21 protein-coding genes and 1 tRNA gene are annotated in these 23,305 nt (G+C 71.8%); 15 read left to right on the top strand and 7 right to left on the bottom strand.

The features are described 5' to 3' along the window. Positions 1-221: 221 nt before the first annotated feature. From ACIBK3_RS24785 to ACIBK3_RS24760, 6 genes are all read left to right on the top strand, one after another. Positions 222-1,115 carry an FAD binding domain-containing protein gene (locus ACIBK3_RS24785; RefSeq protein WP_030666905.1) on the top strand — a complete coding sequence of 298 codons (894 nt, stop codon included), beginning with the start codon at positions 222-224 and terminating at the stop codon, positions 1,113-1,115. Beyond that, positions 1,112-3,271 (top strand): 2Fe-2S iron-sulfur cluster-binding protein, encoded by a 2,160-nt coding sequence (locus tag ACIBK3_RS24780; RefSeq protein ID WP_399368777.1) that lies wholly within the window; start codon positions 1,112-1,114, stop codon positions 3,269-3,271. Before ACIBK3_RS24785 ends, ACIBK3_RS24780 begins: the two co-directional genes overlap by 4 nt. Beyond that, complete coding sequence (locus ACIBK3_RS24775; RefSeq protein WP_399368775.1) at positions 3,268-5,583, top strand: xanthine dehydrogenase family protein molybdopterin-binding subunit; 2,316 nt, start codon at positions 3,268-3,270, stop codon at positions 5,581-5,583. The genes ACIBK3_RS24780 and ACIBK3_RS24775 overlap by 4 nt, the downstream gene beginning before the upstream one ends. Further along, entirely contained in the window at positions 5,580-5,714 is a 135-nt protein-coding gene (locus ACIBK3_RS24770) for a hypothetical protein (protein WP_267883784.1), read from the top strand. Before ACIBK3_RS24775 ends, ACIBK3_RS24770 begins: the two co-directional genes overlap by 4 nt. 78 nt (positions 5,715-5,792) lie before the next feature. Continuing rightward, positions 5,793-6,365 (top strand): AAA family ATPase, encoded by a 573-nt coding sequence (locus tag ACIBK3_RS24765; RefSeq protein WP_399368773.1) that lies wholly within the window; start codon positions 5,793-5,795, stop codon positions 6,363-6,365. 120 nt (positions 6,366-6,485) lie between these two features. Continuing rightward, a complete protein-coding gene (locus tag ACIBK3_RS24760; RefSeq protein ID WP_399368771.1) occupies positions 6,486-7,661 on the top strand; it encodes an SUKH-4 family immunity protein in 1,176 nt (391 codons plus the stop codon). A gap of 108 nt (positions 7,662-7,769) precedes the next feature. Here ACIBK3_RS24760 and ACIBK3_RS24755 read toward each other — a convergent pair whose 3' ends face one another. Then, the gene (locus tag ACIBK3_RS24755) at positions 7,770-8,783 is read right to left on the bottom strand and encodes a helix-turn-helix transcriptional regulator (RefSeq protein ID WP_399368769.1); all 1,014 of its coding nucleotides are present in this window, start codon (positions 8,781-8,783) and stop codon (positions 7,770-7,772) included. 99 nt (positions 8,784-8,882) lie between these two features. Here ACIBK3_RS24755 and ACIBK3_RS24750 point away from each other — a divergent pair, with 99 nt between their 5' ends. Then, the gene (locus ACIBK3_RS24750) at positions 8,883-9,281 is read left to right on the top strand and encodes a VOC family protein (protein ID WP_399368767.1); all 399 of its coding nucleotides are present in this window, start codon (positions 8,883-8,885) and stop codon (positions 9,279-9,281) included. A gap of 151 nt (positions 9,282-9,432) precedes the next feature. On the opposite strand, the gene ACIBK3_RS24745 is transcribed toward ACIBK3_RS24750, so the two are convergent. Then, positions 9,433-9,504: transfer RNA gene (locus tag ACIBK3_RS24745), tRNA-Cys, on the bottom strand. Positions 9,505-9,741: 237 nt separating this feature from the next. Between ACIBK3_RS24745 and ACIBK3_RS24740 the strand changes: the two genes are divergently transcribed. The 6 genes from ACIBK3_RS24740 (at position 9,742) to ACIBK3_RS24715 (ending at position 15,680) form a co-directional block, all read left to right on the top strand. Continuing rightward, positions 9,742-11,220, top strand: a complete 1,479-nt coding sequence (locus ACIBK3_RS24740) for an MFS transporter (protein ID WP_399368765.1) — start codon at positions 9,742-9,744, stop codon at positions 11,218-11,220. Positions 11,221-11,271: 51 nt separating this feature from the next. Then, complete coding sequence (locus ACIBK3_RS24735) at positions 11,272-11,469, top strand: Arc family DNA-binding protein (protein ID WP_399368948.1); 198 nt, start codon at positions 11,272-11,274, stop codon at positions 11,467-11,469. Next, positions 11,470-11,853 carry a type II toxin-antitoxin system death-on-curing family toxin gene (locus tag ACIBK3_RS24730; protein WP_399368763.1) on the top strand — a complete coding sequence of 128 codons (384 nt, stop codon included), beginning with the start codon at positions 11,470-11,472 and terminating at the stop codon, positions 11,851-11,853. Between the two features lie 168 nt (positions 11,854-12,021). After that, a complete protein-coding gene (locus ACIBK3_RS24725; protein ID WP_399368761.1) occupies positions 12,022-13,815 on the top strand; it encodes a DEAD/DEAH box helicase in 1,794 nt (597 codons plus the stop codon). A 334-nt stretch (positions 13,816-14,149) separates the two neighbouring features. Next, positions 14,150-14,791 carry an IclR family transcriptional regulator gene (locus tag ACIBK3_RS24720; RefSeq protein WP_399368759.1) on the top strand — a complete coding sequence of 214 codons (642 nt, stop codon included), beginning with the start codon at positions 14,150-14,152 and terminating at the stop codon, positions 14,789-14,791. A gap of 97 nt (positions 14,792-14,888) precedes the next feature. Beyond that, positions 14,889-15,680 carry a PDZ domain-containing protein gene (locus tag ACIBK3_RS24715; protein ID WP_399368757.1) on the top strand — a complete coding sequence of 264 codons (792 nt, stop codon included), beginning with the start codon at positions 14,889-14,891 and terminating at the stop codon, positions 15,678-15,680. A 20-nt stretch (positions 15,681-15,700) separates the two neighbouring features. Here ACIBK3_RS24715 and ACIBK3_RS24710 read toward each other — a convergent pair whose 3' ends face one another. The 4 genes from ACIBK3_RS24710 to ACIBK3_RS24695 all read right to left on the bottom strand — a co-directional run bounded on the left by ACIBK3_RS24710 (position 15,701) and on the right by ACIBK3_RS24695 (position 19,035). Beyond that, positions 15,701-16,540 (bottom strand): ABC transporter permease, encoded by an 840-nt coding sequence (locus ACIBK3_RS24710; RefSeq protein ID WP_399368755.1) that lies wholly within the window; start codon positions 16,538-16,540, stop codon positions 15,701-15,703. Then, a complete protein-coding gene (locus ACIBK3_RS24705; protein WP_399368946.1) occupies positions 16,537-17,745 on the bottom strand; it encodes an ATP-binding cassette domain-containing protein in 1,209 nt (402 codons plus the stop codon). The genes ACIBK3_RS24710 and ACIBK3_RS24705 overlap by 4 nt, the downstream gene beginning before the upstream one ends. 142 nt (positions 17,746-17,887) lie before the next feature. Beyond that, positions 17,888-18,535, bottom strand: coding sequence for an ABC transporter permease (locus ACIBK3_RS24700; RefSeq protein WP_399368944.1), 648 nt, complete (start codon positions 18,533-18,535; stop codon positions 17,888-17,890). A 20-nt stretch (positions 18,536-18,555) separates the two neighbouring features. Then, positions 18,556-19,035 carry an Lrp/AsnC family transcriptional regulator gene (locus ACIBK3_RS24695; RefSeq protein ID WP_399368753.1) on the bottom strand — a complete coding sequence of 160 codons (480 nt, stop codon included), beginning with the start codon at positions 19,033-19,035 and terminating at the stop codon, positions 18,556-18,558. A gap of 135 nt (positions 19,036-19,170) precedes the next feature. Here ACIBK3_RS24695 and hppD point away from each other — a divergent pair, with 135 nt between their 5' ends. Continuing rightward, positions 19,171-20,316 carry a 4-hydroxyphenylpyruvate dioxygenase gene (gene hppD / locus ACIBK3_RS24690; protein ID WP_399368751.1) on the top strand — a complete coding sequence of 382 codons (1,146 nt, stop codon included), beginning with the start codon at positions 19,171-19,173 and terminating at the stop codon, positions 20,314-20,316. On the opposite strand, the gene ACIBK3_RS24685 is transcribed toward hppD, so the two are convergent. After that, positions 20,317-21,732: a tetratricopeptide repeat protein gene (locus ACIBK3_RS24685; RefSeq protein WP_399368749.1), complete on the bottom strand. Its 1,416-nt coding sequence runs from the start codon at positions 21,730-21,732 to the stop codon at positions 20,317-20,319. Between the two features lie 92 nt (positions 21,733-21,824). On the opposite strand from ACIBK3_RS24685, the gene ACIBK3_RS24680 reads away from it, so the two are divergent. Further along, a complete protein-coding gene (locus ACIBK3_RS24680; protein WP_399368747.1) occupies positions 21,825-23,240 on the top strand; it encodes an FAD-binding oxidoreductase in 1,416 nt (471 codons plus the stop codon). The last annotated feature ends 65 nt before the right edge of the window (positions 23,241-23,305 follow it).

The following is a 23,305-nucleotide window of genomic DNA, read 5'->3' as shown; positions in this document are numbered from 1 at the left end:
AAACTGTCGCAAGCATCACCGAAGAGTGGCAATCAGTGCGCACCGGCAACGCCGTACGAAAACGGACCATCTCGCTGGTGAGGCGGGCGAATGCCTCCTAGCGGACCCCCGTCTTCGGCCCCTGCGAAGATGTGCCAGAGTTGCCACGTCCGCCCTGTCAGCACGTACCGTACGGCAGCAACAGGTGGGACCAGGTGGGGCAGCGGGAAGGGGCAGCCGGTTTGACCACGCACGCACCGCAGGCGGCGCAGGCCGTCACCCTGCCCACGACGCTGGACGAGGCAGTGGCGGCGCTCACCGCCATGCCCGCCGCCGTACCCGTCGCGGGCGGCACCGACCTGATGGCCGCGGTCAACTCCGGGCAGCTCAGGCCCGCCGCGCTGGTCGGCCTCGGCAAGATCAGCGAGATCCGCGGCTGGCAGTACCTGGACGGCCACGCCCTGCTGGGCGCGGGCCTCACCCACGCGCGGATGGGCCGACCCGACTTCGCCGCCCTGATCCCGGCGCTCGCGGCCTCCGCGCGCGCGGCCGGCCCGCCGCACATCCGCAACGCGGGCACCCTCGGCGGCAACATCGCCTCGGCCGCCCCCACGGGGGACGCGCTGCCGGTACTCGCCGCCCTGGAGGCGACACTGATCATCGCGGGCCCGGGCGGAGCCCGCCGGGAGATCCCGGTGTCGCACCTGCTGGCCGGCATGGAGATGCTGCGTGCCGGCGAACTCATCGGCTACGTGCGCGTGCCGCTGCTGCACGCGCCGCAGGTCTTCCTCAAGGCCACCGGCCGTACCGGCCCCGGCCGCTCGGTCGCCTCCGTCGCCCTCGTCCTCGACCCCGCCCGGCGCGGAGTCCGGTGCGCCGTCGGCGCCATAGCGCCGATGCCGCTCAGGCCCCTGGACGCCGAGCAGTGGGTCGCCCGGCTGATCGACTGGGACAACGGCCGCGCGATCGTCCCGGAGGCCCTCAGCGCCTTCGGCGAGTACGTCGCCGCGGCCTGCATCCCCGACCCGGCCCCGGCCGAGGACGGCTCCGTACAGCAGCTTCCGCCCGCCGTACTGCACCTGCGGCGCACCGTCGCCGCACTGGCCCGACGAGCACTGGGGAGGGCGCTGAAGTGACCGACGACCAGCACGGAGAGGGCACGTCCCGCAGCGCGGGCCGCTGGGACCCGCTGCCCCAGGGCGACTACGACGACGGCGCCACCGCCTTCGTCAAGCTCCCGGAAGGGGGTGTCGACGCCCTCCTGGCCTCCGCCGACAGTCCGCTCGCCGCGCCCGGTCACGGCTACGTGCCGCCGCAGATAACGGTCACCCCGGCCGGCGGCTCGGACCCGGCCGACCCGGCCGCCACGCCCGCTACGGGGTCCTGGGCGATGCCCTCCGCGCCCGCCGACGGAACGCAGTGGCCCGACCCGAACGCGGTACCGCACGGCGGCGGGGACGACCGGTTCACGTACAACCCCGGCGCCACCGGGCAGTGGCACTTCGAGGAGACCGGACAGGCGCAGGGCGCCCATTCCGCTCCGGCGCCGGGCCACGACGTCACCGGGCAGTGGTCGATCCCGGTCGCCGGCGGCGAGCTCCCGGACGAATCGGGCGAGTTCACCACGTCCTCCCTGGTCGAGCAGTGGGGCGGCACCCCGCCGGCCACCCTGCCCGGCGGCGCCCCCGCCCCCTGGGCGACGGAAGCGGCCGGGCAGCCCTGGGGACAGCCGTCCACACCGGCGGACCAGGACACGCGCTACGAGGACGGGCAGCCTTCGGGGCCCGGGCACGAGTACGGGCGGCCTACGGGGTCCGAGTACACGCACGGTCAGCCCGCGGGCCCCGGCTCCGCGTACGGCCGGCCGCCGACGGACGGCGGTCATGGGCAAGGCCACGAGCAGCCGGCGCAGTCCTGGTCCGGGCAGGAGCGGTCGGCTGCCGCCGGGGACGCCACGGCGTATGAGCAGTCCGAGGCGTACGGCGCGGGCGAAACGGACGCGCACGAACGGGAACACTTCGCGGCCGAAGCGCGGGCGGCCGAAGCACGGGCGGCCGAAGCGCGAGCAGCGGAGGCGTTCGAGGCGGAACGGCGCGCTTCGGAGGCCCACGCCGCCGAGCGGCACGCCTTTGAGGCACGCGCCCCCGAGCACCACGCCCCCGAGCACCAAGGGCCGCAGCACCACGCCCCGGACTCTTACGAGCCGAGGGCCTACGAGCAGCCGGATGCCTACGCCCAGGAGCAGCCCGCTCCAGAGGGCCACGCGCCGATGGAGCCGGGTCCGGCCGGGCGTGAGTCCGAGCAGCCCCGCGTCCCCGCGTCCGCGCGGCCCCAGCCGCTCCCGCCCGAGCAACGGCCCGGCGAGGCACACGCGGAGACGTCCGACGAAGCCGTCGTGGACGCCTCACAGCCCGCTCACGGGGCCGGTGAGGCCGACGAGGCGGCAGAGCGCGCCAAGGACGCCGCAGAGGCCGTAGAAGCCGCTGAGAGGGCCGCAGAGGCCGCCGCGGAGTCCACTGAGCCTGAGTCCGCGCACGCGTCTGGTGCCGCCGCGGACGCCGAGTCCGCGGCCGACCCGGCTCAGACGGGTGACGGAGCGCCGCGGCTCCCCGGTGAGGAACACCCCCTCGCCGACTACGTCCTGCGCGTCAACGGCGTCGAACGTCCCGTCACCGACGCGTGGATCGGTGAGTCGCTGCTCTACGTGCTGCGTGAGCGGCTCGGACTCGCGGGTGCCAAGGACGGCTGCTCGCAGGGCGAGTGCGGGGCCTGCAACGTCCAGGTCGACGGACGGCTCGTCGCGTCCTGCCTGGTCCCGGCGGTGACCGCGGCCGGCAGCGAGGTCCGTACCGTCGAGGGACTGGCCGTCGACGGGCAGCCGTCGGACGTCCAGCGGGCGCTCGCGAAGTGCGGCGCGGTGCAGTGCGGTTTCTGCGTGCCGGGCATGGCGATGACCGTGCACGACCTGCTGGAGGGCAACCCGGCGCCGAGCGAGATGGAGACCCGCCAGGCACTGTGCGGAAACCTCTGCCGCTGCTCCGGCTACCGGGGTGTCGTGGACGCGGTCAAGGAGGTCGTCGCGGAACGCGAGGCACACTCCGCGGCCGACGCTGAGACGGGCGCGGACGAGGCACGTATCCCGCATCAGGCGGGTCCGGGCGCCGGCCGGGTCAACCCGTCGGCGTTCGAACCGGCCTCGCACCACCAGGCGTACGGATCCGGACACGCACCCGGACAGGGACACGGACCCGGACACGCACCCGGACAGGGACAGGACGGAGGCCAGGCGTGAGCAACGAAGCCGCCACCGCGACCGCGACCACCGCCGCGGAGGCAGCACCCGCTCCCGAGCCGGTCCCGCACGGCCTCGGCGTGCCCCTGCCGGCCGCCGAGGCCCGGGCCAAGACAGAGGGCACCTTCCCGTACGCGGCCGACCTGTGGGCCGAGGGCCTGCTGTGGGCGGCCGTACTGCGCTCCCCGCACCCGCACGCGCGCATTGTGTCCATCGACACGTCCCACGCGCGCGAGATGCCCGGCGTCCGGGCCGTCGTCACGCACGAGGACGTGCCCGGCAGCGCGCTGCACGGACGCGGCAAGGCCGACCGTCCGGTGTTCGCCTCCGAGGTCGTACGCCATCACGGCGAGCCGATCGCGGCCGTCGCCGCCGACCACCCCGACACCGCGCGGATGGCTGCGGCCGCCGTCATCGTCGAGTACGAGGTACTCGACCCGGTCACCGACCCCGAACAGGCCTTCGAGGCCGAGCCGCTGCACCCCGACGGCAACCTGATCCGGCACATCCCGCTGCGCCACGGCGATCCGGACGCGGTCGGCGAGATCGTCGTCGAGGGCCAGTACCGCATCGGCCGCCAGGACCCGGCCCCCATCGGTGCCGAGGCCGGCCTGGCCGTGCCGCGCCCCGACGGCGGCGTCGAGCTGTACGTGGCCTCCACGGACCCGCACACCGACCGCGACACCGCCGCCGCCTGCTACGGCCTGGAGCCGGAGCGCGTGAAGGTCGTCGTCACCGGCGTCCCCGGCGCCACCGCGGACCGCGAGGACCACGGCTTCCAGCTCCCGCTCGGACTGCTGGCCCTGAAGACCGGCTGCCCGGTCAAGCTCACCGCGACGCGCGAAGAGTCCTTCCTCGGCCACACCCACCGGCACCCCACCCTGCTGAGATACCGCCATCACGCCGACGCCGAGGGCCGGTTGGTGAAGGTCGAGGCGCAGATCCTGCTCGACGCGGGCGCGTACGCGGACACCTCGTCGGAGGCGCTGGCCGCCGCGGTCTCCTTCGCCTGCGGCCCGTACGTCGTCCCGAACGCCTTCATCGAGGGCTGGGCCGTGCGCACCAACAACCCGCCCTCCGGGCATGTCCGCGGCGAGGGCGCGATGCAGGTGTGCGCCGCGTACGAGGCCCAGATGGACAAGCTGGCCAAGAAGCTGGGTGTCGACCCGGCGGAGCTGCGCCTGCGCAACGTGATGGCCACCGGGGACGTACTCCCGACGGGCCAGACGGTGACCTGCCCGGCGCCCGTCGCCGAACTCCTGCAGGCGGTACGGGACGTCCCGCTCCCCGCGCTCCCCAAGGACACGCCCGAGGACGAGTGGCTGCTGCCCGGCGGCCCCGAGGGCGCGGGCGAACCGGGCGCGGTGCGCCGGGGCGTCGGCTACGGCCTGGGCATGGTGCACATGCTCGGCGCGGAGGGCACGGACGAGGTCTCCACGGCGACCGTCCGGGTCCAGGACGGTGTGGCGACGGTGCTGTGCGCGGCGGTGGAGACCGGCCAGGGCTTCACCACGCTGGCCCGGCAGATCGTCCAGGACACCCTCGGCATCGACGAGGTCCATGTGGCGCCGGTCGACACCGACCAGCCACCGGCCGGCCCGAGCTGCCGCGGCCGCCACACCTGGGTGTCGGGCGGCGCGGTGGAACGCGCGGCCAAGATGGTCCGCACCCAGCTGCTGCAGCCCCTGGCGCACAAGTTCGGCATGTCCACCGAGCTGCTGCAGATCACCGACGGCAAGATCACCTCGTACGACGGCGTCCTGTCGACGACCGTCACCGAGGCCATGGACGGCAAGGAACTGTGGGCGACCGCCCAGTGCCGCCCCCACCCGACCGAGCCCCTGGACGAGACCGGCCAGGGCGACGCCTTCGTGGGCCTCGCTTTCTGCGCCATCCGCGCGGTGGTCGACGTCGACATCGAACTCGGCTCGGTACGCGTGGTCGAGCTGGCCCTCGCCCAGGACGTCGGCCGCGTCCTGAACCCGGCCCAGCTGGCGGCCCGAATCGAGGCGGGCGTCACCCAGGGCGTCGGCATCGCCCTCACCGAGAACCTGCGCAGCGCACGCGGCGTGATCCGCCACCCCGACCTCACCGGCTACGCCCTTCCGACGGCCCTGGACGCGCCCGACATCCGCATCGTGAAACTGGTCGAGGAACGCGACGTGGTCGCCCCCTTCGGCGCGAAGGCGGTCAGCGCGGTCCCGGTGGTGACCTCCCCCGCCGCCATCGCCTCCGCGGTCCGCGCCGCGACGGGCCGCCCGGTCAACCGCCTCCCGATCCGCCCCCAGGCGGCCGTGGTGACCACCCAGTGAGCACGACCCCGGAGCCCGAGGAGCAGCCTCGCTACGAACCGCCACCGGGTCTGGGGAAGCTGGCGCTGTGGATCGTGCTGTTCGTGGTGGCGGCGGTGGTCGTCGTGGTGGGTGGCGTGTACTTCGCGTGAGGCGTGCGTTTTGCGTGAGGCGCGCGTTTCGCGTGAGCGTGCAGTTCGCGTGAGGCATGCGTTTCGGGTGAGGCGGGGATGTCCGTGGCGCGGGGGGCTGTGATCCGCGGGGTGGTCGTCGTCACGGGGGTCATGGCGGCCGGGAAGTCGACGGTGGCGCAGGAGCCGGCCGCGCTTCTGCCGAGGTCGGCGCACATACGCGGCGATGTCTTCCGGCGGATGATCGTGTCCGGGCGCGAGGAGCTCGTGCCCGGAGCCGCACCCGGTGGTGAGGCCGAGGCCCAACTCCGGCTCCGCCACCGGCTCTCGGCGGTGACGGCGGACGCGTACGCGGAGGCCGGCTTCACCGCGGTCGTGCAGGACCTGCTGCTGGGCGAGGAGCTGTCGGCCTACGTCGACCTGGTCCGCACCCGCCCGCTGTACGTCGTCGTCCTGGCGCCGAGCCCCGAGACGGTCGCCGACCGGGAGGCCGGGCGGGCGAAGAACGGCTACGGTGCCTGGACGGTCGAGGCTCTGGACCGGGCGTTGCGGGCGTCGACCCCGCGGATCGGGCTGTGGCTGGACACCTCAGCGCTGACGGTCGCGGAGACCGTGGACGCGATCCTGGCGGGGCGGGGCGGGAACGGGCGAGGGTCGTCTGACGTCTCATGAGCCGGGGGGCGTTGTCAGTGGTGGCGCGTAGTGTTCTGAGCAGTGGGGACGGCCGCCGGACCTGAGCGGCTGTGCGTGCCCCGCACGGGGACTGTGAGTGAAGCACACGCGGGGGATCACATGAGCACGACGACCGACGCCGGCCCGGCGACGATCACACTGACCGAGGCCCAACTGGATCCGTACGTCACGCACGCGCCGACGCGCCGCTGGCTGACCGGCCACGGGCTGCCGGGTGACAGCTGCCTGTTCACCTTCGCGGGCCTGCACGGGGACGGCCTGCGGACGGTGGCCGACTCGACGGGCGACCCCGGCCGGCCGCTCGACCGGGCCCTGCGGGACCAGCTCGTGATAGGCGGGCTGGTGGGCCCCCGTGGACTGGCGACGGAGTCGGTCCTGCTGGACGGCTCGACCGGCGAGATCTCGACGACGTACGTCCTGCACGACCGCCACGACCTGATGCACCGCCGCCCGCTCGCTCCCTCGCTGGCGACACTGGCGCGGTTCGCCGCGGCGACGGACGAACTGGCCTGCCTGCGCGGTCAGTTCGCCTCCTACGCGGGCCGCTTCGGGCCGAAGGCGGTGGCGGAGGCGTCCCGGCAACTGCTCGCGGTCTTCGAGGAGGGCACGGGCGGCGAGCCGGCGCCGTTCTGGAAGATGGCCGCCCTGATCCGCCCCCTGTCCCTGGTGGCGGGACCGGGCACGGGCTCGGGACTGGCGCTGGACCTGCCGGCCCGCCTGCTGGACCAGGAGTTCGGCCACGGCAGGATGGCGCGCTTCGAGGACGTCGACTTCCCCATGAGCCTCACCCACGAGCCGACCCGCCGCTTCCTGAGAGAGGTCGGTCTGCCGGAGGACGGTGTGCTCCTCAGCCTGGACACGGACGTACCGCTGCCGACCCTGGCCGAGCACTGTGCCGACGCGGACGGCCCGGTCGAACTCCCCGCCGGGGCGGGCCGTCTGCTGCGGATCGCCGGTCTCGCCGGCCGCGACCACAGCCTGGTCCTCGACGGCGAGACGGGCGCGGTCCTCGACTGGCACGAGCCCGAGGCCGCCCTCTACCCCCTGAACACCGACGTCTCCACGCTGGCCTTCACCCTCTGGCTACTCCACCGCGAGAGAGCGATCGACAAGGACCTGGCCCACGAGCTGACGACCCACGCCTACGACCAGCTGGCGACGACGATGATCCAGGTCCTGGCGAGCGTCGACCCCACGGGAGCGACACCCGCCGCCGGCGCCGACTGGCACTACTGGACGGCCCTGTTCCAGGACGAGACGGAAGGAATCCTGTAACCGGCACGCCGAGCGGCAACCTCCTCGTCCGCCCGGCCGGCCCCGTAGAACCGACCGTCGTGACCGGCCCGCCGAGACCTGGAACACTCCCACGCGCTGACTGACCTGTCATTCGTGAGGTGGGCTTCGCCGGGCAGAGTTCGCGAGCCGTTCGGCGAGAGCTTCGACGAGGCCGCGGAGCTCGTCGGGGCGCTCGATGACGAAGGGCCGATCCAGCGAGGCGAGTGCAGCAGGCAGCCAGTCGAGCCGGTCCACACGCATTTCGACGCGGGACCAGCGCTCGGTCTCCGGGTCTGCGCTGCTCGAGGCAGGGAGTTCCGCCACGATCGCGACGCCGGCGGGGAGTCGGGTGTGAATCTGCTCGGCCGTCCCCTTCACCAGCAGGGTTACCTCGTGCTGGTACGGGGCTGTGGCGAGCCCCGTCAGAACGCGGTTCGCCGGGTCGAGTCCGGCTGGGGGTTCGAACGAGCCGGGCAGGGTCTTCACGCCCTCGACGCGGTCCAGCCGGAACGTCCGGTCCTCGCCGGCCGTGAGATCCGCAGCCGTGACGTACCACCTGCCCGAGTGGGCGACGACCCCGTACGGGTGCAGAGTGCGTTCACTGCTCCGGCCGTCGGCCGCGGTGTAGCGGATCCAGATCGGCCGGTGATGGCTCACCGCGTCGGTGATCGAGAGCAGGACCGTGGAGTCCGGAGCGACCGCCTCGCCGGGCGGGGCCGTGACGGCAGCGGTGAACGAAAGGGAGCCGAGCACGGCGTCGAGTCTGCGGCCCAGCCGCTCGGGCAGCACCCGCCGGATCTTGGCCGCCGCTGTCTCTACCGCCGTGCCGGTTGCCGTCGTCAAGCCGGTTCGCCGCCCCGCGACCAGGCCGAGCAGCACAGCGAGCGCTTCCTCGTCGTTCAGCATGAGCGGAGGCATGCGGTAACCGGGAGTGAGCCGGTAGCCGCCGTAGCGGCCGCGGACCGACTCGACCGGCACGTCGAGGTCGTGGAGGTGGCCTACGTAGCGCCGGACGGTGCGCTCGTCGACGTCGAGCCGACCGGCGAGTTCGGTCACGGTGCGGATGCCGCCCGACTGCAGGAGTTCCAGCAGGGTGAGCACACGGGCGACGGGGCGGGGCATGTGCAGAAGTCTCCCGCATATACCGGGCAGGTTCTGCCCGGTATTCGTCGTAGCGTGCGGTCAGAAGCTCAGAGCACCGAACGACCAGGAGAAACACCGATGGACTTTGTCTCTGTCCGCATCATCACGGGCGACGTGGCTCGCCTCGTCGACTTCTACGAGCGCGCCACCGGAATCTCTGCCACCTGGTCCAACGAGGACTTCGCTGAGCTCAGGACCACCTCGGCCGTCCTCGCGATCGGCAGCACCCGCACGGTCCCTCTGTTCGCGCCCGGCTCCGCCCGGCCGGCCGACAACCACAGCGTCATCCTCGAATTCCTCGTCGACGACGTGGACAGCGTGCACAAGAAGCTGACCGGCTTCGTAGAGGACTTCGTCAACGAACCCACCACGATGCCCTGGGGCAACCGGGCGCTCCTGTTCCGCGACCCCGACGGCAACCTCGTCAACTTTTTCACCCCCCTCACGCCGGCCGCCATCGACAAGTTCGCCCGCTGAGTCAGGGATCCACGTCGTGACCACATACATGTCGTGACCACATACATGGGGCGGTCTCACGCATCAACCGAGACGGCAACCGAGACGGACAACCAAATGGGCAGCACCCTTTCGAGGTGCCACCCATTTGTTCCGCCTGTTCAGGCGACAGAGGCCGTGGCGGGAATCGAACCCGCGTAACTCGCTTTGCAGGCGAGTCCCTCAACCACTCGGGCACACGGCCGTGTGCTGGTGAGACGACCGTAGGGCGGGGCGGGGAGCGGCTCAAGGGAATCGGTGGGGCTGCAATGGGACTGCCACACGCCGTTCATGAAGGGACTTCGCGCGGTCCTGGCCGTACGGCACCCGGCCCTGCTCTCCGCGCCCCACTCTCCGCGCCCTGGTCGTACGACCAAGGTCTCAGAGGTCGGCCTTCCTTTGACAGGGGTCAAGCCTGGGCTTGGGCCTTACGCTGGCGGTCATGAGTGCCCTGGAACCCCGTGACACCGGCCTGACGGTCGAAACGGACAAATCCGAGTCGTCCTTTCGAGTCGAGGGCGACGAGAGCGTGTTGGGGCGGGCGTATCGGGCGCTCAGTGTCGGGATCGTCTCCGTCGTACTGCTGATCGCGTTCGAGGCGACGGCCGTGGGGACGGCGATGCCCGTCGCGGCGCAGGAGTTGGACGGGGTGGCGTTGTACGCCTTCGCGTTCTCGGGGTACTTCACGACCAGTCTGTTCGGGATGGTGCTCGCCGGTCAGTGGTCTGACCGGCGCGGGCCGCTCGGGGCGCTGACCACGGGGATCGGTTGCTTTGCGGCCGGGTTGGCGCTCTCCGGGACGGCCGGTGCGATGTGGTTGTTCATCGTCGGCCGGGCCGTGCAGGGGCTCGGCGGGGGACTGGTGATCGTCGCGTTGTACGTCGTCGTGGGGCGGGCGTATCCGGAGCGGTTGCGGCCGGCCATCATGGCGGCGTTCGCCGCGAGCTGGGTCGTGCCGTCGATCGTCGGGCCGCTCGCCTCAGGCGCGGTGACCGAGCATCTCGGGTGGCGGTGGGTGTTCCTCGGGATTCCGCCGCTGGTCGTGTTCCCGCTGGCGCTCGCGCTGCCGCAGATACGACGGCGGGCGGCCGGCCCCGTGAGCGCAGGAGGGGCAGAGGGAGCGGAGGGTCCGCCGGCGGCGTCCTTCGACCGGCGTCGGATCCGGCTCGCCCTCGGCATATCGCTCGGCGCCGGACTGCTCCAGTACGCCGCCCAGGACCTGCGGTGGGTCTCGCTCCTCCCCGGGGTCGTGGGAGCCGTTCTGCTCGTGCCGGCGGCGCTGGGGCTGCTGCCCCGCGGCACGTACCGGGCGGCGCGCGGGCTGCCCTCCGTGGTGCTGCTGCGCGGGGTCGCCGCGGGGTCCTTCATCGCGGCCGAGTCCTTCGTGCCGCTGATGCTGGTCACCCAGCGCGGGCTGTCCCCGACGCTGGCCGGGTTCTCGCTCGCGGCGGGCGGCGGGACGTGGGCGCTCGGGTCGTGGGTGCAGTCGCGACCGCGTGTGGAGCCGTACCGGTACCGGTTGATGACGGTGGGGATGGCGCTGGTCGCCGCCGCGATCGCCACCGCGCCCAGTGTGCTGATCCAGTCGGTGCCGGCCTGGACCGTCGCCGTCGCCTGGGGGTACGGGTGCTTCGGGATGGGGCTGGTGTTCTCCTCCACCAGCGTGCTCCTGCTCCAGCTCTCCGCCCCGGAGGAGGCCGGCAGCAATTCCGCCGCGCTCCAGATCTCCGACGGCCTGTCCAACGTGGTCCTGCTGTCCGTGGGCGGCGCGGCCTTCGCGGCGCTGGGCGGCGGCGCGGTGAGCCATGCGGCGACGGATGCGTCCGGGGCGCATCCGGGCGCCTTCGTGGCGGTGTTCCTGCCGATGGCGGGGGTGGCGTTGGCGGGGGCTTGGGTGACGACGCGTATACGGCCCGCCTAGGGTTGCGAGGTACCAGACTGACCCCACTTTTGGTACCGTCATGGTATGGCTATGAATCTTCGTCTGCGCGACGACCAGCAGGAGGCGCTCAAGCTGCGTGCCGAGGAGGAGGGGCGCAGCATGCACGCCATAGTGCTTCAGGCGATCGATCGGTATCTGGAGCAGGAGGCGGACCGGACCACGGTGCGTCGCCTCGGGGCGAAGTACGCGGCGGCACATGCCGACCTGTTGCGGCGGCTGGGGGAGTAGATGAAGTACCTCACGGTCCAGGAGGTCCTGGACCTGGCCGAGTTGGCCTGCGGGGGGCAGGCGGTCGCCGTGCGCGATCTCGGCCTGCTCAGCTCGGCCGTGCATCGCCCCCAGTCCCAGATGTTCGGCGTCGAGGCCTACACGAACTTGTTCGAGAAGGCCGCCGCACTGCTCCAGTCGCTCGCCGTCAACTACCCTCTGGTGGACGGCAACAAGCGCATGGCGTGGATGTCCACGGTCGTGTTCCTCGACTTCAACGGCACCGACATGGTCGGCGTCGACCAGGACGAGGCGTACAAGCTCGTCATCGACGTGGCGTCAGGCGGCTTGGACGATCTGGGACTGATCGCCCGGCGACTGAGAGCTCTTCACGAGTCCATGTGACCTGAGTCCCACCCAGGACCGACCCGCCTCGTCCGCGCGTCGGCACCACCGGGCCGCCGGTAGGGTGGCCCGGTTGTCATACCCAGCCGAGCTGCCCGCCCGTCACCCACCACCGCCCCATCTGACGCGCTGCGCGCGGCCCCTCCCATTCGACCCCCAACGGAGACCGTGACTACCACCGCCGCCTCCACGTCCCACCACCTCTCTCCCGCGTTCCCCGGCCGCGCCCCCTGGGGTACCGCCAGCAAGCTGCGTGCCTGGCAGCAAGGGGCGATGGAGAAGTACATCCAGGAGCAGCCGCGTGACTTCCTCGCCGTCGCGACGCCCGGCGCCGGAAAGACCACGTTCGCGCTGACGCTGGCGTCCTGGATGCTGCACCACCATGTCGTGCAGCAGGTCACCGTGGTCGCGCCGACCGAGCACCTGAAGAAGCAGTGGGCGGAGGCGGCGGCGCGGGTGGGGATCAAGCTGGACCCGGAGTACAGCGCGGGGCCGCTAGGCAAGGACTACCAGGGCGTCGCGGTCACGTACGCCGGTGTCGGCGTACGGCCCATGCTGCACCGCAACCGCGTCGAGCAGCGCAAGACCCTCGTCATCCTCGACGAGATCCACCACGCCGGGGACTCGAAGTCCTGGGGCGAGGCGTGCCTGGAGGCCTTCGAGCCGGCCACGCGGCGGCTCGCGCTCACCGGTACGCCCTTCCGGTCCGACACCAACCCCATCCCCTTCGTGACGTACGAGGAGGGGAACGACGGGATCCGGCGGTCCGCCGCCGACTACACCTACGGGTACGGGTCCGCGCTGTCCGACGGGGTCGTCCGCCCCGTCATATTCCTTTCCTACAGCGGCCAGATGCGGTGGCGGACCAAGGCGGGCGACGAGATCGCCGCCCGGCTCGGCGAGCCGATGACCAAGGACGCGATCAGCCAGGCGTGGCGTACGGCGCTGGATCCGCGCGGTGAGTGGATGCCCAGCGTGCTGCGCGCCGCCGACCAGCGGCTGACCGAGGTCAGGAAGGCCATCCCGGACGCGGGGGCGCTGGTCATCGCCTCCGATCAGGACTCCGCCCGCGCGTACGCCAAGCTCATCCGCGAGATCACCGGCAACAAGGCGACCCTCGTACTGTCCGACGACGCCGGCGCGTCCGCCAGGATCGACGAGTTCAGCGGCAGCAACGACAGGTGGATGGTCGCGGTCCGGATGGTGTCCGAGGGCGTCGACGTGCCGCGGCTCGCCGTCGGGGTGTACGCCACCACCATCTCCACCCCCCTCTTCTTCGCGCAGGCCGTCGGCCGTTTCGTACGGTCCCGGCGGCGCGGCGAGACCGCCTCCGTCTTCCTGCCGACCGTGCCCGACCTGCTCACCTTCGCCAACGAGATGGAGGTGGAACGGGACCACGCCCTCGACAAGCCGAAGAAGGAGGGCGAGGAGGACCCGTACGCCGAGTCCGAGAAGGAGATGGAGGAGGCGAACAAGGAGCAGGACGAGGACACCGGCGAGCAGGAGCAGTTCGCCTTCGAGGCGCTGGAGTCCGAGGCCGTCTTCGACCGCGTGCTCTACGACGGTGCCGAGTTCGGCATGCAGGCCCACCCGGGAAGCGAGGAGGAGCAGGACTACCTCGGGATCCCGGGGCTCCTCGAACCCGACCAGGTTCAGCTGCTGCTGCAGAAGCGGCAGGCCCGGCAGATCGCGCACAGCCGCAAGAAGCCGGACGAGGAGGCCGACCTGCTGGAGCTGCCCGCCGAGCGGCGGCCCGTCGTCTCGCACAAGGAGATGATGGAGCTGCGCAAGCAGCTCAACACGATGGTCGGCGCGTACGTCCATCAGAGCGGCAAGCCGCACGGCGTCATCCACACCGAGCTGCGTCGGGTGTGCGGCGGCCCGCCGAGCGCCGAGGCCACGGCCGGGCAGCTGCGACAGCGGATCGCCAAGGTGCAGGAGTGGGCCACCCGGATGCGGTGACGCCCGCCTGTGAACTGGGGTGTGTGCACTCTGTGCGGGTGAGATGTACGCCCCGTGCGCACGCGGCGCATATCCGGGCAAACAGGGGTACTCCGTCTCGGCCGCTGCCCGGATTCTGGACGGAGCCTTCCGCTCAGCGAACCCGCTTCGCTACTGTCCCGCTACGCATACGCCCCGTGGCAGCGCCGCCGCGGAGCGCAGCCGTGAAGCGACGCGGCCCGGACAGGCCGGGCCGCCGGCCGATCGGCGGCCCCTGAAGCGCGTCGCTGACGGGACTCGGCGACGCATCCGCCGCGAGGGGGCTGCCGACCTCACCACTTAAGGAGTGGGCGTCGTGACCGCGGAGACTTCTCAGACGCTCGATCGGGGCCTCAAGGTCCTCAAGCTGCTGGCCGACACGGACCACGGGCTGACCGTCACCGAGCTTTCCCACAAACTGGGCGTGAACCGGACCGTCGTATACCGGTTGCTCGCCACGCTGGAGCAGCACGCGCTCATACGCCGTGACCTGGGCGGCCGAGCCCGGGTCGGGCTCGGCGTGCTGCGGCTGGGACGCCAGGTGCATCCCCTGGTACGGGAGGCCGCGCTGCCGGCGTTGCGGTCACTGGCCGAGGACATCGGAGCGACGGCCCACCTGACCCTGGTCGACGGGGCGGAGGCGCTGGCCGTGGCGGTCGTCGAGCCCACCTGGACGGAGTATCACGTCGCCTACCGGGCCGGCTTCCGGCACCCGTTGGACCGGGGTGCCGCGGGGCGGGCGATCCTCGCCGCGCGCCAGCAGATGTTGGCGGAGCCGGGATACACCTTGACGCACGGGGAGTTGGAGGCCGGGGCGTGCGGGGCGGCGGCTCCGCTGGTCGGCGTCACGGGGGTCGAGGGCAGCGTGGGAGTCGTGATGCTGGCGGACGCGGTGCCGGAGCGGGTGGGGCCGCGGGTGCTGGACGCGGCGCGGGAGGTCGCGGAGGCGCTGCGCTGACGTGCGGGGACACAGACCCCTCGCCGCAGCCGCCCACGCCGTCATCCCCGTGCGACCTGCCCCTGGCCGGAACCCGCCCCCGCGTTAGATTGATCTCGTGCTCTCTCGTCTCTCGCGCCCCTGGGCCGTCGCCGTCTGTGCTCTGCCCGTCGTGGCGTTGATCGCCACGGCGGTCTTCGCGCCGCTGCCGTTCTCGCTCACGCAGCCCGGTCTGACGGCGAACGTGCTCGGCGAGAACAAGGGCACACCGGTGATCACGATCTCCGGCGTGCCGACCCGTGACACCCGGGGGCAGCTGCGGATGACGACCATCGAGGCGACCAACCCGGACACCCGCGTCTCGCTGGGCGACATGATCGACAGCTGGTTCCGCACCGACCGGGCGGTCATGCCCCGCGACGCGGTCTACCCGAGCGGGCAGAGCGTCAAGGAGATCGAGCAGCACAACACCGAGGCGATGACGCAGTCCCAGGACGCCGCGACCCGGGCCGCGCTGAAGTACCTGGACCTCAGCGACAAGAAGGTCAAGGTCACGCTGAAGCTCGCCGACGTGGGCGGCCCCAGCGCCGGCCTCCTCTTCACCCTCGGCATCATCGACAAGCTGAACGGCGACGGCAGCGGTGGCGACCTCACGGGGGGTCGCACCATCGCCGGTACGGGGACCATCGACGCCGACGGCGACGTCGGCGCGGTCGGGGGAGTGGCCCTGAAGACCCAGGCGGCCCATCGGGACGGAGCGGCCGTCTTTCTGGTACCGAAGGCCGAGTGCTCCGACGCGAAGGCCGAGCTGCCGAAGGGACTGCGGCTGATTCCGGTGACCACCCTGAAGGGCGCGGTGAACTCGCTGACGGCACTGGCGAGCGGCAAGGGGTCCGTCCCCGGCTGCTAGGTCTGGGGGTGAGCGCCGGCTCAGCTTCGCAAGTCCCGGCCGTCCATCTCCAACCCCCGAGGCCGCAGCAGTAGTTCGGCGAGTGAGGCCAGCCAGTCCAGCAGTAGGGCGAGGGAGACGGTGAGGACCGAGCCGAGCACCAGTACGGGCATGCGCTGACCGGTGATGCCGTTGGCGATGAGGACACCGAGGCCGCCGCCTCCGCCGAAGGCGGCCAGGGTCGCCGTACCGACGTTGAGGACCAGGGCCGTCCGGACACCGGCGAGGATCAGGGGGACCGCCAGGGGCAGTTCGACTCGCCTGAGCACGCCCCACGGCGACATGCCGATGCCGCGCGCCGCCTCCAGCAAGGTCGGGTCGTTCGCCTTCAGGCCCGCGATCGTGTTCGACAGGACCGGGAGGACGGCGTAGAGGGTGATGCCGATCAGGGGCGCCGTCATGCCGGTGCCGAGCCAGATCACCAGCAGCGCCAGCAGGCCGATAGCGGGGATCGCCCGGCCCACGTGGGTGAACACCGTCATCACCGGGGTCGCCTTCCGGAAGGCCCGGCGGGTCAGCAGGATCCCCAGCGGGATCGCGATGACGAGGACGAAGAACGTCGAGATCGCCGTGAGCTCGATCTGCTGCCACAGCGCCTTCGACACCCGGCCGTTCGACAGCGCGTCCTCGGTGAGCGGGTCGAGGTCGGCCTGCCGGAACCACAGCCAGGTCGTCAGCAGCACGGCGACGAGGACGGCGGGCAGGACGGTCAGCTTCTGCCAGGTGACGCGGGGCCTCGGACGGCTCGGGGGCGGCGGGACTTCGTCGACCCCCTCCTGCCTCTCCTGCCCCTCCGGGTCGTCAGTCTCGGTGACGCTCACGTCTTCCGCTCCCCTCCGACGCCCTCCTGCTCGGCGTGTGTCTGCGCGGCCCGCAGCTCCTCCAGGTCATGGCGGTGGGCCCGCGCCTCCAGCCGGTCGGCCTCCAGCAGCTCGTGCACGGAGTTCACCAGCGTCTCCACGTCGACCACGCCCGTGTACTCGCCGCGCCGCCCGGTCACCGCCACCCGCCCCGCGCTGTCCGTGAGCACCGCCTCCAGCGCGTCCCGCACGGTCGCGTCCCCGGTCAGCGTGTCGGTCACCAGCGTCCCGGCGCGCGCCAGCGAACCCTTGGCACGCATCAGGTCCCCGCGCCGGAGCCACTTGTAGGGCCGGCCGCGCTTGTCGAGCAACAGGATCTCGTTCGTAAGGCTGGAGCGGAGCTTGCCGAAGATGTCCTGGAGGGGGTCGTCGATGGTGACCGCCGGATAGTCGGTGATCTCGACGTCCCGTACGCGGGTGAGGTTGAGCCGCTTGAGTGCGGCGCCCGCGCCCACGAACCCGGACACGAAGTCGTCCGCCGGGTGGGTGAGGATCGCCTCGGGGGTGTCGAACTGTGCGATGTGCGACCGCTCCCGCAGGACCGCGATCCGGTCGCCCAGCTTGATCGCCTCGTCGAAGTCGTGGGTGACGAAGACGATCGTCTTGTGCAGTTCGTGCTGGATCCGGATCAGCTCGTCCTGGAGGTGGTCCCGGGTGATCGGGTCGACCGAGCCGAACGGCTCGTCCATGAGCAGCACCGGGGGATCGGCGGCCAGTGCCCGGGCCACGCCCACCCGTTGCCGCTGGCCGCCGGAGAGCCGGCGGGGGTAGCGGCCGTGGAACTGGCCCGGGTCGAGTCCGACGAGGTCGAGCATCTCCTCGACCCGGTCCCGGATCCGCGCCCTCGGCCAGCCGATCATCCTCGGTACGAGGGCGATGTTCTGGGCGACGGTCATGTGCGGGAAGAGACCGGCTGCCCGGATCGCGTACCCGACCTTGCGGCGCAGCTCGACCGGATCCATGCGGGTGACGTCCTCGCCGTTGATCCGGATGCGACCACCGGACGGCTCGATCAACCTGTTGATCATCTTGAGCGTCGTCGACTTGCCGCATCCCGACGGGCCGACGAGGACGACGACCTCGCCCGCCTTGATCTCCATGGTGACGTTGTCGACGGCCGGAGCGGAGCTCCCCGGAAACCGCTTGGTGAGGTTCTCCAACTCGATGGAGGCACCTGACGCCGAGGCACCAGAGGTCGAGGCACCTGCCGTCGAGACTCCTGACGTCGAGGCGCCGGCCCCCGACGCCTCGCTCCCCGACGCCCCAGCCCCCGACGCCCCAGCCCCCGACGCCCCCGACGCCGCTGTCTCAGCCACGGATCCCCCTGGGAATGGTCAGCCGCCCGATCAGGATGTACGCGGTGTCGAACAGCAGGGCCAGAAGGATGATCCCGAGCGTGCCCGCGAGCACCTCGTTGAGCGCGTTCCCGCTGCCCGGGGAGGCGAGACCGCGGAAGATCACCTTGCCGAGGCCGGGCCCGGAGGCGTACGCCGCGATCGCGGCGATGCCCATCAGCATCCGCGTCGAGACCCGGATCCCGGTCAGGATCGGCGGCCAGGCCAGCGGCAGTTCGACTCGCACCAGCCGCATCGGGCGGGACATCCCGATGCCCTTGGCCGCGTCCACCAGTGAGGGGTCCACCCCGCGCAGGCCGGTGATCGTGTTGCGCACGACCGGCAGCAGCCCGAACAGCGTCAACGCGATCACGGTGGGCGGGACGCCCAGGCCCACGACCGGTACGAGCAGACCGATCACGGCGAGCGAGGGAACGGCCAGGACGGTCGAGGCGGCCGTGGTGGCGAGGGTGCCGGCCCGCTCGCCGCGGTAGGTGATCACGCCGATCAGCACGCCGGCCGACGTGGCCGCGACCATGCACAGGAAGACGACGCCGGCGTGCTGGTAGGCGTCCGTCAGCAACTGCTGGTGGCGGTTGCCGAGGTACTCCCAGAAGCTCACTCCGCTCACCCCCAGGTGGGTCAGGTTCCCTCCGTGTCCTGGGCCGCCTGCTCCACCAGCGGGATGATCCGCAGCGGAACGGGGTTCTCCATGACGATCGCGGTGGCGGCCCGGACAATGCCATCAAAGCCGACAACCCGGTCGATGACCCGCTGGAGATCGGCGTTGGAGCGGGCCACCAGCCGGCACATCATGTCGCCGGTGCCGGTGGTGGTGTGCAGCTCCAGCACCTCCGGCACGGTCGCCAAGTGGGCCCGTACGTCCGCCCCTTGCCCCTGCCGGATCTGCAGCGTGGCGAACGCGGTGACCGGATATCCGAGCGCCGCCGGATCCACCTCGGGACCGAACCCGCGGATGACTCCGTTCGACTGAAGCCGGTCCAGCCGCGCCTGCACGGTCCCGCGGGCCACCCCCAGCCGCCGGGACATCTCCAGCACCCCGATCCGCGGCTCCCGCGCCAGCAGCACGATGATCCGCCCGTCCAGCTGATCGATCCCCACGACGGCCCTCCCGGCACCGGAAGCCACTGGTCATCCTGTACAGAAAGCCCGCAGATGCGGGCCTGTCACTGGTCAGGTTGCCCAGCGAAAACGCGAACTGTTGCGCACCTTGCAGCCACAGGTGACGCTTCCACTATGACGCAGACCACACACCACACTCCCGACACCGCCCGGCAGGCCGACCCCTTCCCGGTCAAGGGAATGGACGCGGTCGTCTTCGCCGTGGGCAACGCCAAGCAGGCGGCGCACTACTACTCCACCGCCTTCGGCATGCGGCTGGTCGCTTACTCCGGACCGGAGAACGGCAGCCGCGAGACCGCCTCGTACGTGCTCGAGAACGGCTCCGCCCGCTTCGTGTTCACCTCCGTCATCAAGCCCGCCACCCCCTGGGGCCACTTCCTCGCCCAGCACGTGGCCGAGCACGGCGACGGCGTCATCGACCTCGCCATCGAGGTCCCGGACGCGCGCGCCGCGTATGCCTACGCGATCGAGCACGGCGCCCGCTCCGTCGCCGAGCCGTACGACGTCAAGGACGAGCACGGCACGGTCGTCCTCGCCGCGATCGCCACGTACGGCGAGACCCGCCACACCCTCGTCGAGCGCACCGGCTACGACGGCCCCTACCTCCCCGGTTTCGCGGCCGCGAGCCCGATCGTCGAGCCCCCCGCCCACCGCACCTTCCAGGCCATCGACCACTGCGTCGGCAACGTCGAACTCGGCCGGATGAACGAGTGGGTCGGCTTCTACAACAAGGTCCTCGGCTTCACGAACATGAAGGAGTTCGTGGGCGACGACATCGCCACCGAGTACAGCGCGCTGATGTCGAAGGTCGTCGCCGACGGCACGCTCAAGGTCAAGTTCCCGATCAACGAGCCCGCCCTCGCCAAGAAGAAGTCCCAGATCGACGAGTACCTGGAGTTCTACGGCGGCGCCGGCGTCCAGCACATCGCGCTGAACACCAACGACATCGTGCGGACGGTACGGACCATGAGGGCGGCCGGGGTCCAGTTCCTCGACACCCCGGACTCGTACTACGACACCCTCGGCGAGTGGGTCGGCGACACCCGCGTCCCCGTGGAGACCCTGCGCGAGCTGAAGATCCTCGCCGACCGCGACGAGGACGGCTACCTCCTGCAGATCTTCACCAAGCCGGTCCAGGACCGGCCGACCGTGTTCTTCGAGATCATCGAACGCCATGGCTCGATGGGCTTCGGAAAGGGCAACTTCAAGGCCCTGTTCGAGGCGATCGAGCGGGAGCAGGCCAAGAGGGGCAACCTGTAGTCACTCCTTCGCATCCATCGCCGGCACGTCCGCCACGGACGGCTCGCCCAGCTCCGACAGCGCGGCCCGGGCCGTCCGCGCGTCCAACGGGGAGAAGTACGGGTTGATCCGCAGCGCCTCCTGCAGATGTCTGCGGGCCGGCCCGTACCGCCCCAGCCCCCGCTCGATCATGCCCCGGTGGTAGGCGTACGGAGCACTCCGTACGCCGCCCCCCTTCGACTTGTCCGTCGCCACCGTCGCGAACCGCAGCGCCTCCTCGTCCCGCCCCGCCCGGTGCAGAGCCCACCCCAGCGCGTCGGCCACGGCGATCCCCGGCTGCCGGTCCCACTCGGCCCGCAACCGCCGTACGGCGGCCCGCGCGTCCCCGCGGTCCGCCTCGAACCGCCCGAGCACCAACTCCTCGTCCGCCCCGCCCGCGGCGGCCTCGCGCACCCGCGCCCGCAGCAGGTCGTACTGCGCCCGGGCGGCCTGCCCGAGCCCCAGCGACTCGTACAACTCGCCCAGTTCCAACGCGTACTGCGGACAAGGCTGCTCGGCCGGCGCCGCCCGGTAGGCCTTCAGCGCCTCCGTCGTCCGGCCCAGCGCCGCCAGCACCCGCCCCTGCCCGGCCCGCGCGGCCCGCTGGTCGGGATCGAGCCGTACCGCCTCCTGGAAGTACCGCAGGGCTTCCGCCCGCTCGCCGCGTTCCCAGGCCAGCTGCCCGGACCGCTCCAGATAGGCCGCCCGCTCGGCCGGCGCCCGGGCTCCCGCCGCCGCGTCGGACAAGGAGGCCGCAGCGTCCTCCCGCCGGCCCTGGTCCCAGTAGACGGCCGCGGCCCGCGCCAGCACGTCCGGCCCGGAGCGCAGCTTCATCAGCCTGTCCAGCGCGCCGCGGGCCGCCTGCTGGTCGCCGAGGCCGGTGTAGGCGTCGATCAGCAGCGGATACGTCGTCCAGCGCCGGGGCCGCGCCGCCCGGGCCGCCTCCGCCCAGGCCTTCGCCGCCCGGAAGTCCCGGCGCGCGTTCGCCAGGGCCGCCAGCCCGTCGAGCGCCTCCGCGTTGCCCTTGCCGCGCACCTTCAACGACGTACGCAGCGCCGCCTCGGCCCTCGGGTAGGACGCCGGGTCCGCGGTCCGCCGCCCCCGCTCCACATAGGCCGTCCCCAGCACCGCCCACGACTGTGCGTCCTCGGGGTGCGCCCGCACCCTGGCCTCGCGCTCACCGATCAGCGCCGCCAGATCGGGCAGCGCGGCCGGCACCCCCGCGGCGACCGCCGCGTGCGCCCGCGCACCCGGCGCCGGTGCGGGCGCCCGGTTCTGTGTCCCCTCCGAGGGCAGCAGCATCAGCACCCCGCCGAGTACGGCACAACCGGCGACCGAGGCGATCAGCAGCCCGCCGGCGCGGCGGACCGGCGCGGGAGCCTCCTCGTCGTTCTCCATGGCGCTCACTGTGCGGGAGCACGACGACCCCGCCCCGGCTTACGACAGCTGCCGTACACGGGGTTCACACCGATGGCCCCCGGTGCGAACCTGTGATCATGAGCCGTATCGAAGCGCCGCGCGACGAAGACACAGCAGCGACCGGCACCCTCGTCGACCGCCTGCGGGACGGTCTGCCGGCCGACGCCGTCCTCACCGACCCGGACGTCACGGCCTCCTACGCCAACGACATGGCCAGCTTCTGCCCGGCCGGCACCCCGGCGGTGGTCGTGCTGCCGCGCACCGTCGAACAGGTCCAGCACGTCATGCGCACCGCCACCGAACTGCGCGTCCCGGTCGTCCCGCAGGGCGCCCGCACGGGCCTGTCGGGCGGGGCCAACGCCTCCGACGGCTGCATCGTGCTGTCGCTGGTCAAGATGGACCGGATCCTGGAGATCAACCCGGTCGACCGCATCGCCGTCGTCGAGCCCGGTGTCGTCAACGCGACGCTGTCCCGCGCGGTCGGCGAACACGGCCTGTCCTACCCGCCGGACCCCTCCAGCTGGGAGATGTGCACGATCGGCGGCAACATCGGCACCGCGTCCGGCGGCCTGTGCTGCGTGAAGTACGGGGTGACGGCCGAGTACGTCCTCGGTCTGGACGTCGTCCTGGCCGACGGCCGGCTGATGTCCACCGGCCGCCGTACGGCGAAGGGCGTCGCCGGGTACGACCTCACCCGCCTCTTCGTCGGCTCCGAGGGCTCGCTCGGCATCGTCGTACGGGCGACCCTGGCCCTCAGGCCCCAGCCGCCCGAGCAACTGGTGCTGGCGGCCGAGTTCCCGTCCGCGGCCGCCGCCTGCGACGCCGTGTGCCGGATCATGGCGGGCGGGCACGTGCCGTCCCTCCTCGAACTGATGGACCGTACGACGGTGAAAGCCGTCAACGACCTTGCGCACATGGGACTCCCGCAGAGCACGGAAGCCCTGCTGCTGGCCGCCTTCGACACCGCCGACCCGGCCGCCGACCTCGCCGCCCTCGGCGCGCTGTGCGAGGCCGCGGGCGCCACCCAGGTCGTCCCGGCCGACGACGCGGCCGAGTCCGAACTGCTCCTCCAGGCACGGCGGCTGTCGCTCAGCGCGCTCGAAGCGGTCAAGGGCACGACGATGATCGACGACGTGTGCGTGCCCCGCTCGAAGCTCGCCGAGATGATCGAGGGAACCGAGCGGATCGCCGAGAAGTACCAGCTCACCATCGGTGTCGTCGCCCATGCCGGCGACGGCAACACCCATCCGACCGTGTGCTTCGACGCGTCGGACCCCGACGAGTCCCGGCGCGCCCGCGAGTCCTTCGACGAGATCATGGCGCTCGGCCTGGAACTCGGCGGCACGATCACCGGCGAGCACGGCGTGGGCGTCCTGAAGAAGGAGTGGCTGGCACGCGAGATCGGGCCGGTCGGAGTGGAGATGCAGCAGCAGATCAAACAGGTCTTCGACCCACTGGGCATCCTCAATCCCGGCAAGCTGTTCTAGATCCCGGTTCCGAACCGGCCCTCCGGCAGGGTCAGCGGGCGAGCAGTTGATCGAGCGCGTCGTCG

This window comes from Streptomyces sp. NPDC050287 (genome assembly GCF_044459385.1).
In the GTDB taxonomy this organism is placed as follows: domain Bacteria; phylum Actinomycetota; class Actinomycetes; order Streptomycetales; family Streptomycetaceae; genus Streptomyces.
Note: the sequence above shows the minus strand (reverse complement) of the source record. Positions and strands in the feature narration are given on the sequence as shown.

Bases quoted from the DNA above. Each gene is read 5' to 3' on its own strand.
- ACIBK3_RS24760 (WP_399368771.1), top strand. From the start codon at position 6,486: ATGAGCACGACGACCGACGCCGGCCCGGCGACGATCACACTGACCGAG.
- ACIBK3_RS24740 (WP_399368765.1), top strand. From the start codon at position 9,742: ATGAGTGCCCTGGAACCCCGTGACACCGGCCTGACGGTCGAAACGGAC.
- ACIBK3_RS24735 (WP_399368948.1), top strand. From the start codon at position 11,272: ATGAATCTTCGTCTGCGCGACGACCAGCAGGAGGCGCTCAAGCTGCGT.
- ACIBK3_RS24730 (WP_399368763.1), top strand. From the start codon at position 11,470: ATGAAGTACCTCACGGTCCAGGAGGTCCTGGACCTGGCCGAGTTGGCC.
- hppD (WP_399368751.1), top strand. From the start codon at position 19,171: ATGACGCAGACCACACACCACACTCCCGACACCGCCCGGCAGGCCGAC.
- ACIBK3_RS24755 (WP_399368769.1), bottom strand. From the start codon at position 8,783: ATGCCCCGCCCCGTCGCCCGTGTGCTCACCCTGCTGGAACTCCTGCAG.
- ACIBK3_RS24750 (WP_399368767.1), top strand. From the start codon at position 8,883: ATGGACTTTGTCTCTGTCCGCATCATCACGGGCGACGTGGCTCGCCTC.
- ACIBK3_RS24765 (WP_399368773.1), top strand. From the start codon at position 5,793: ATGTCCGTGGCGCGGGGGGCTGTGATCCGCGGGGTGGTCGTCGTCACG.
- ACIBK3_RS24685 (WP_399368749.1), bottom strand. From the start codon at position 21,732: ATGGAGAACGACGAGGAGGCTCCCGCGCCGGTCCGCCGCGCCGGCGGG.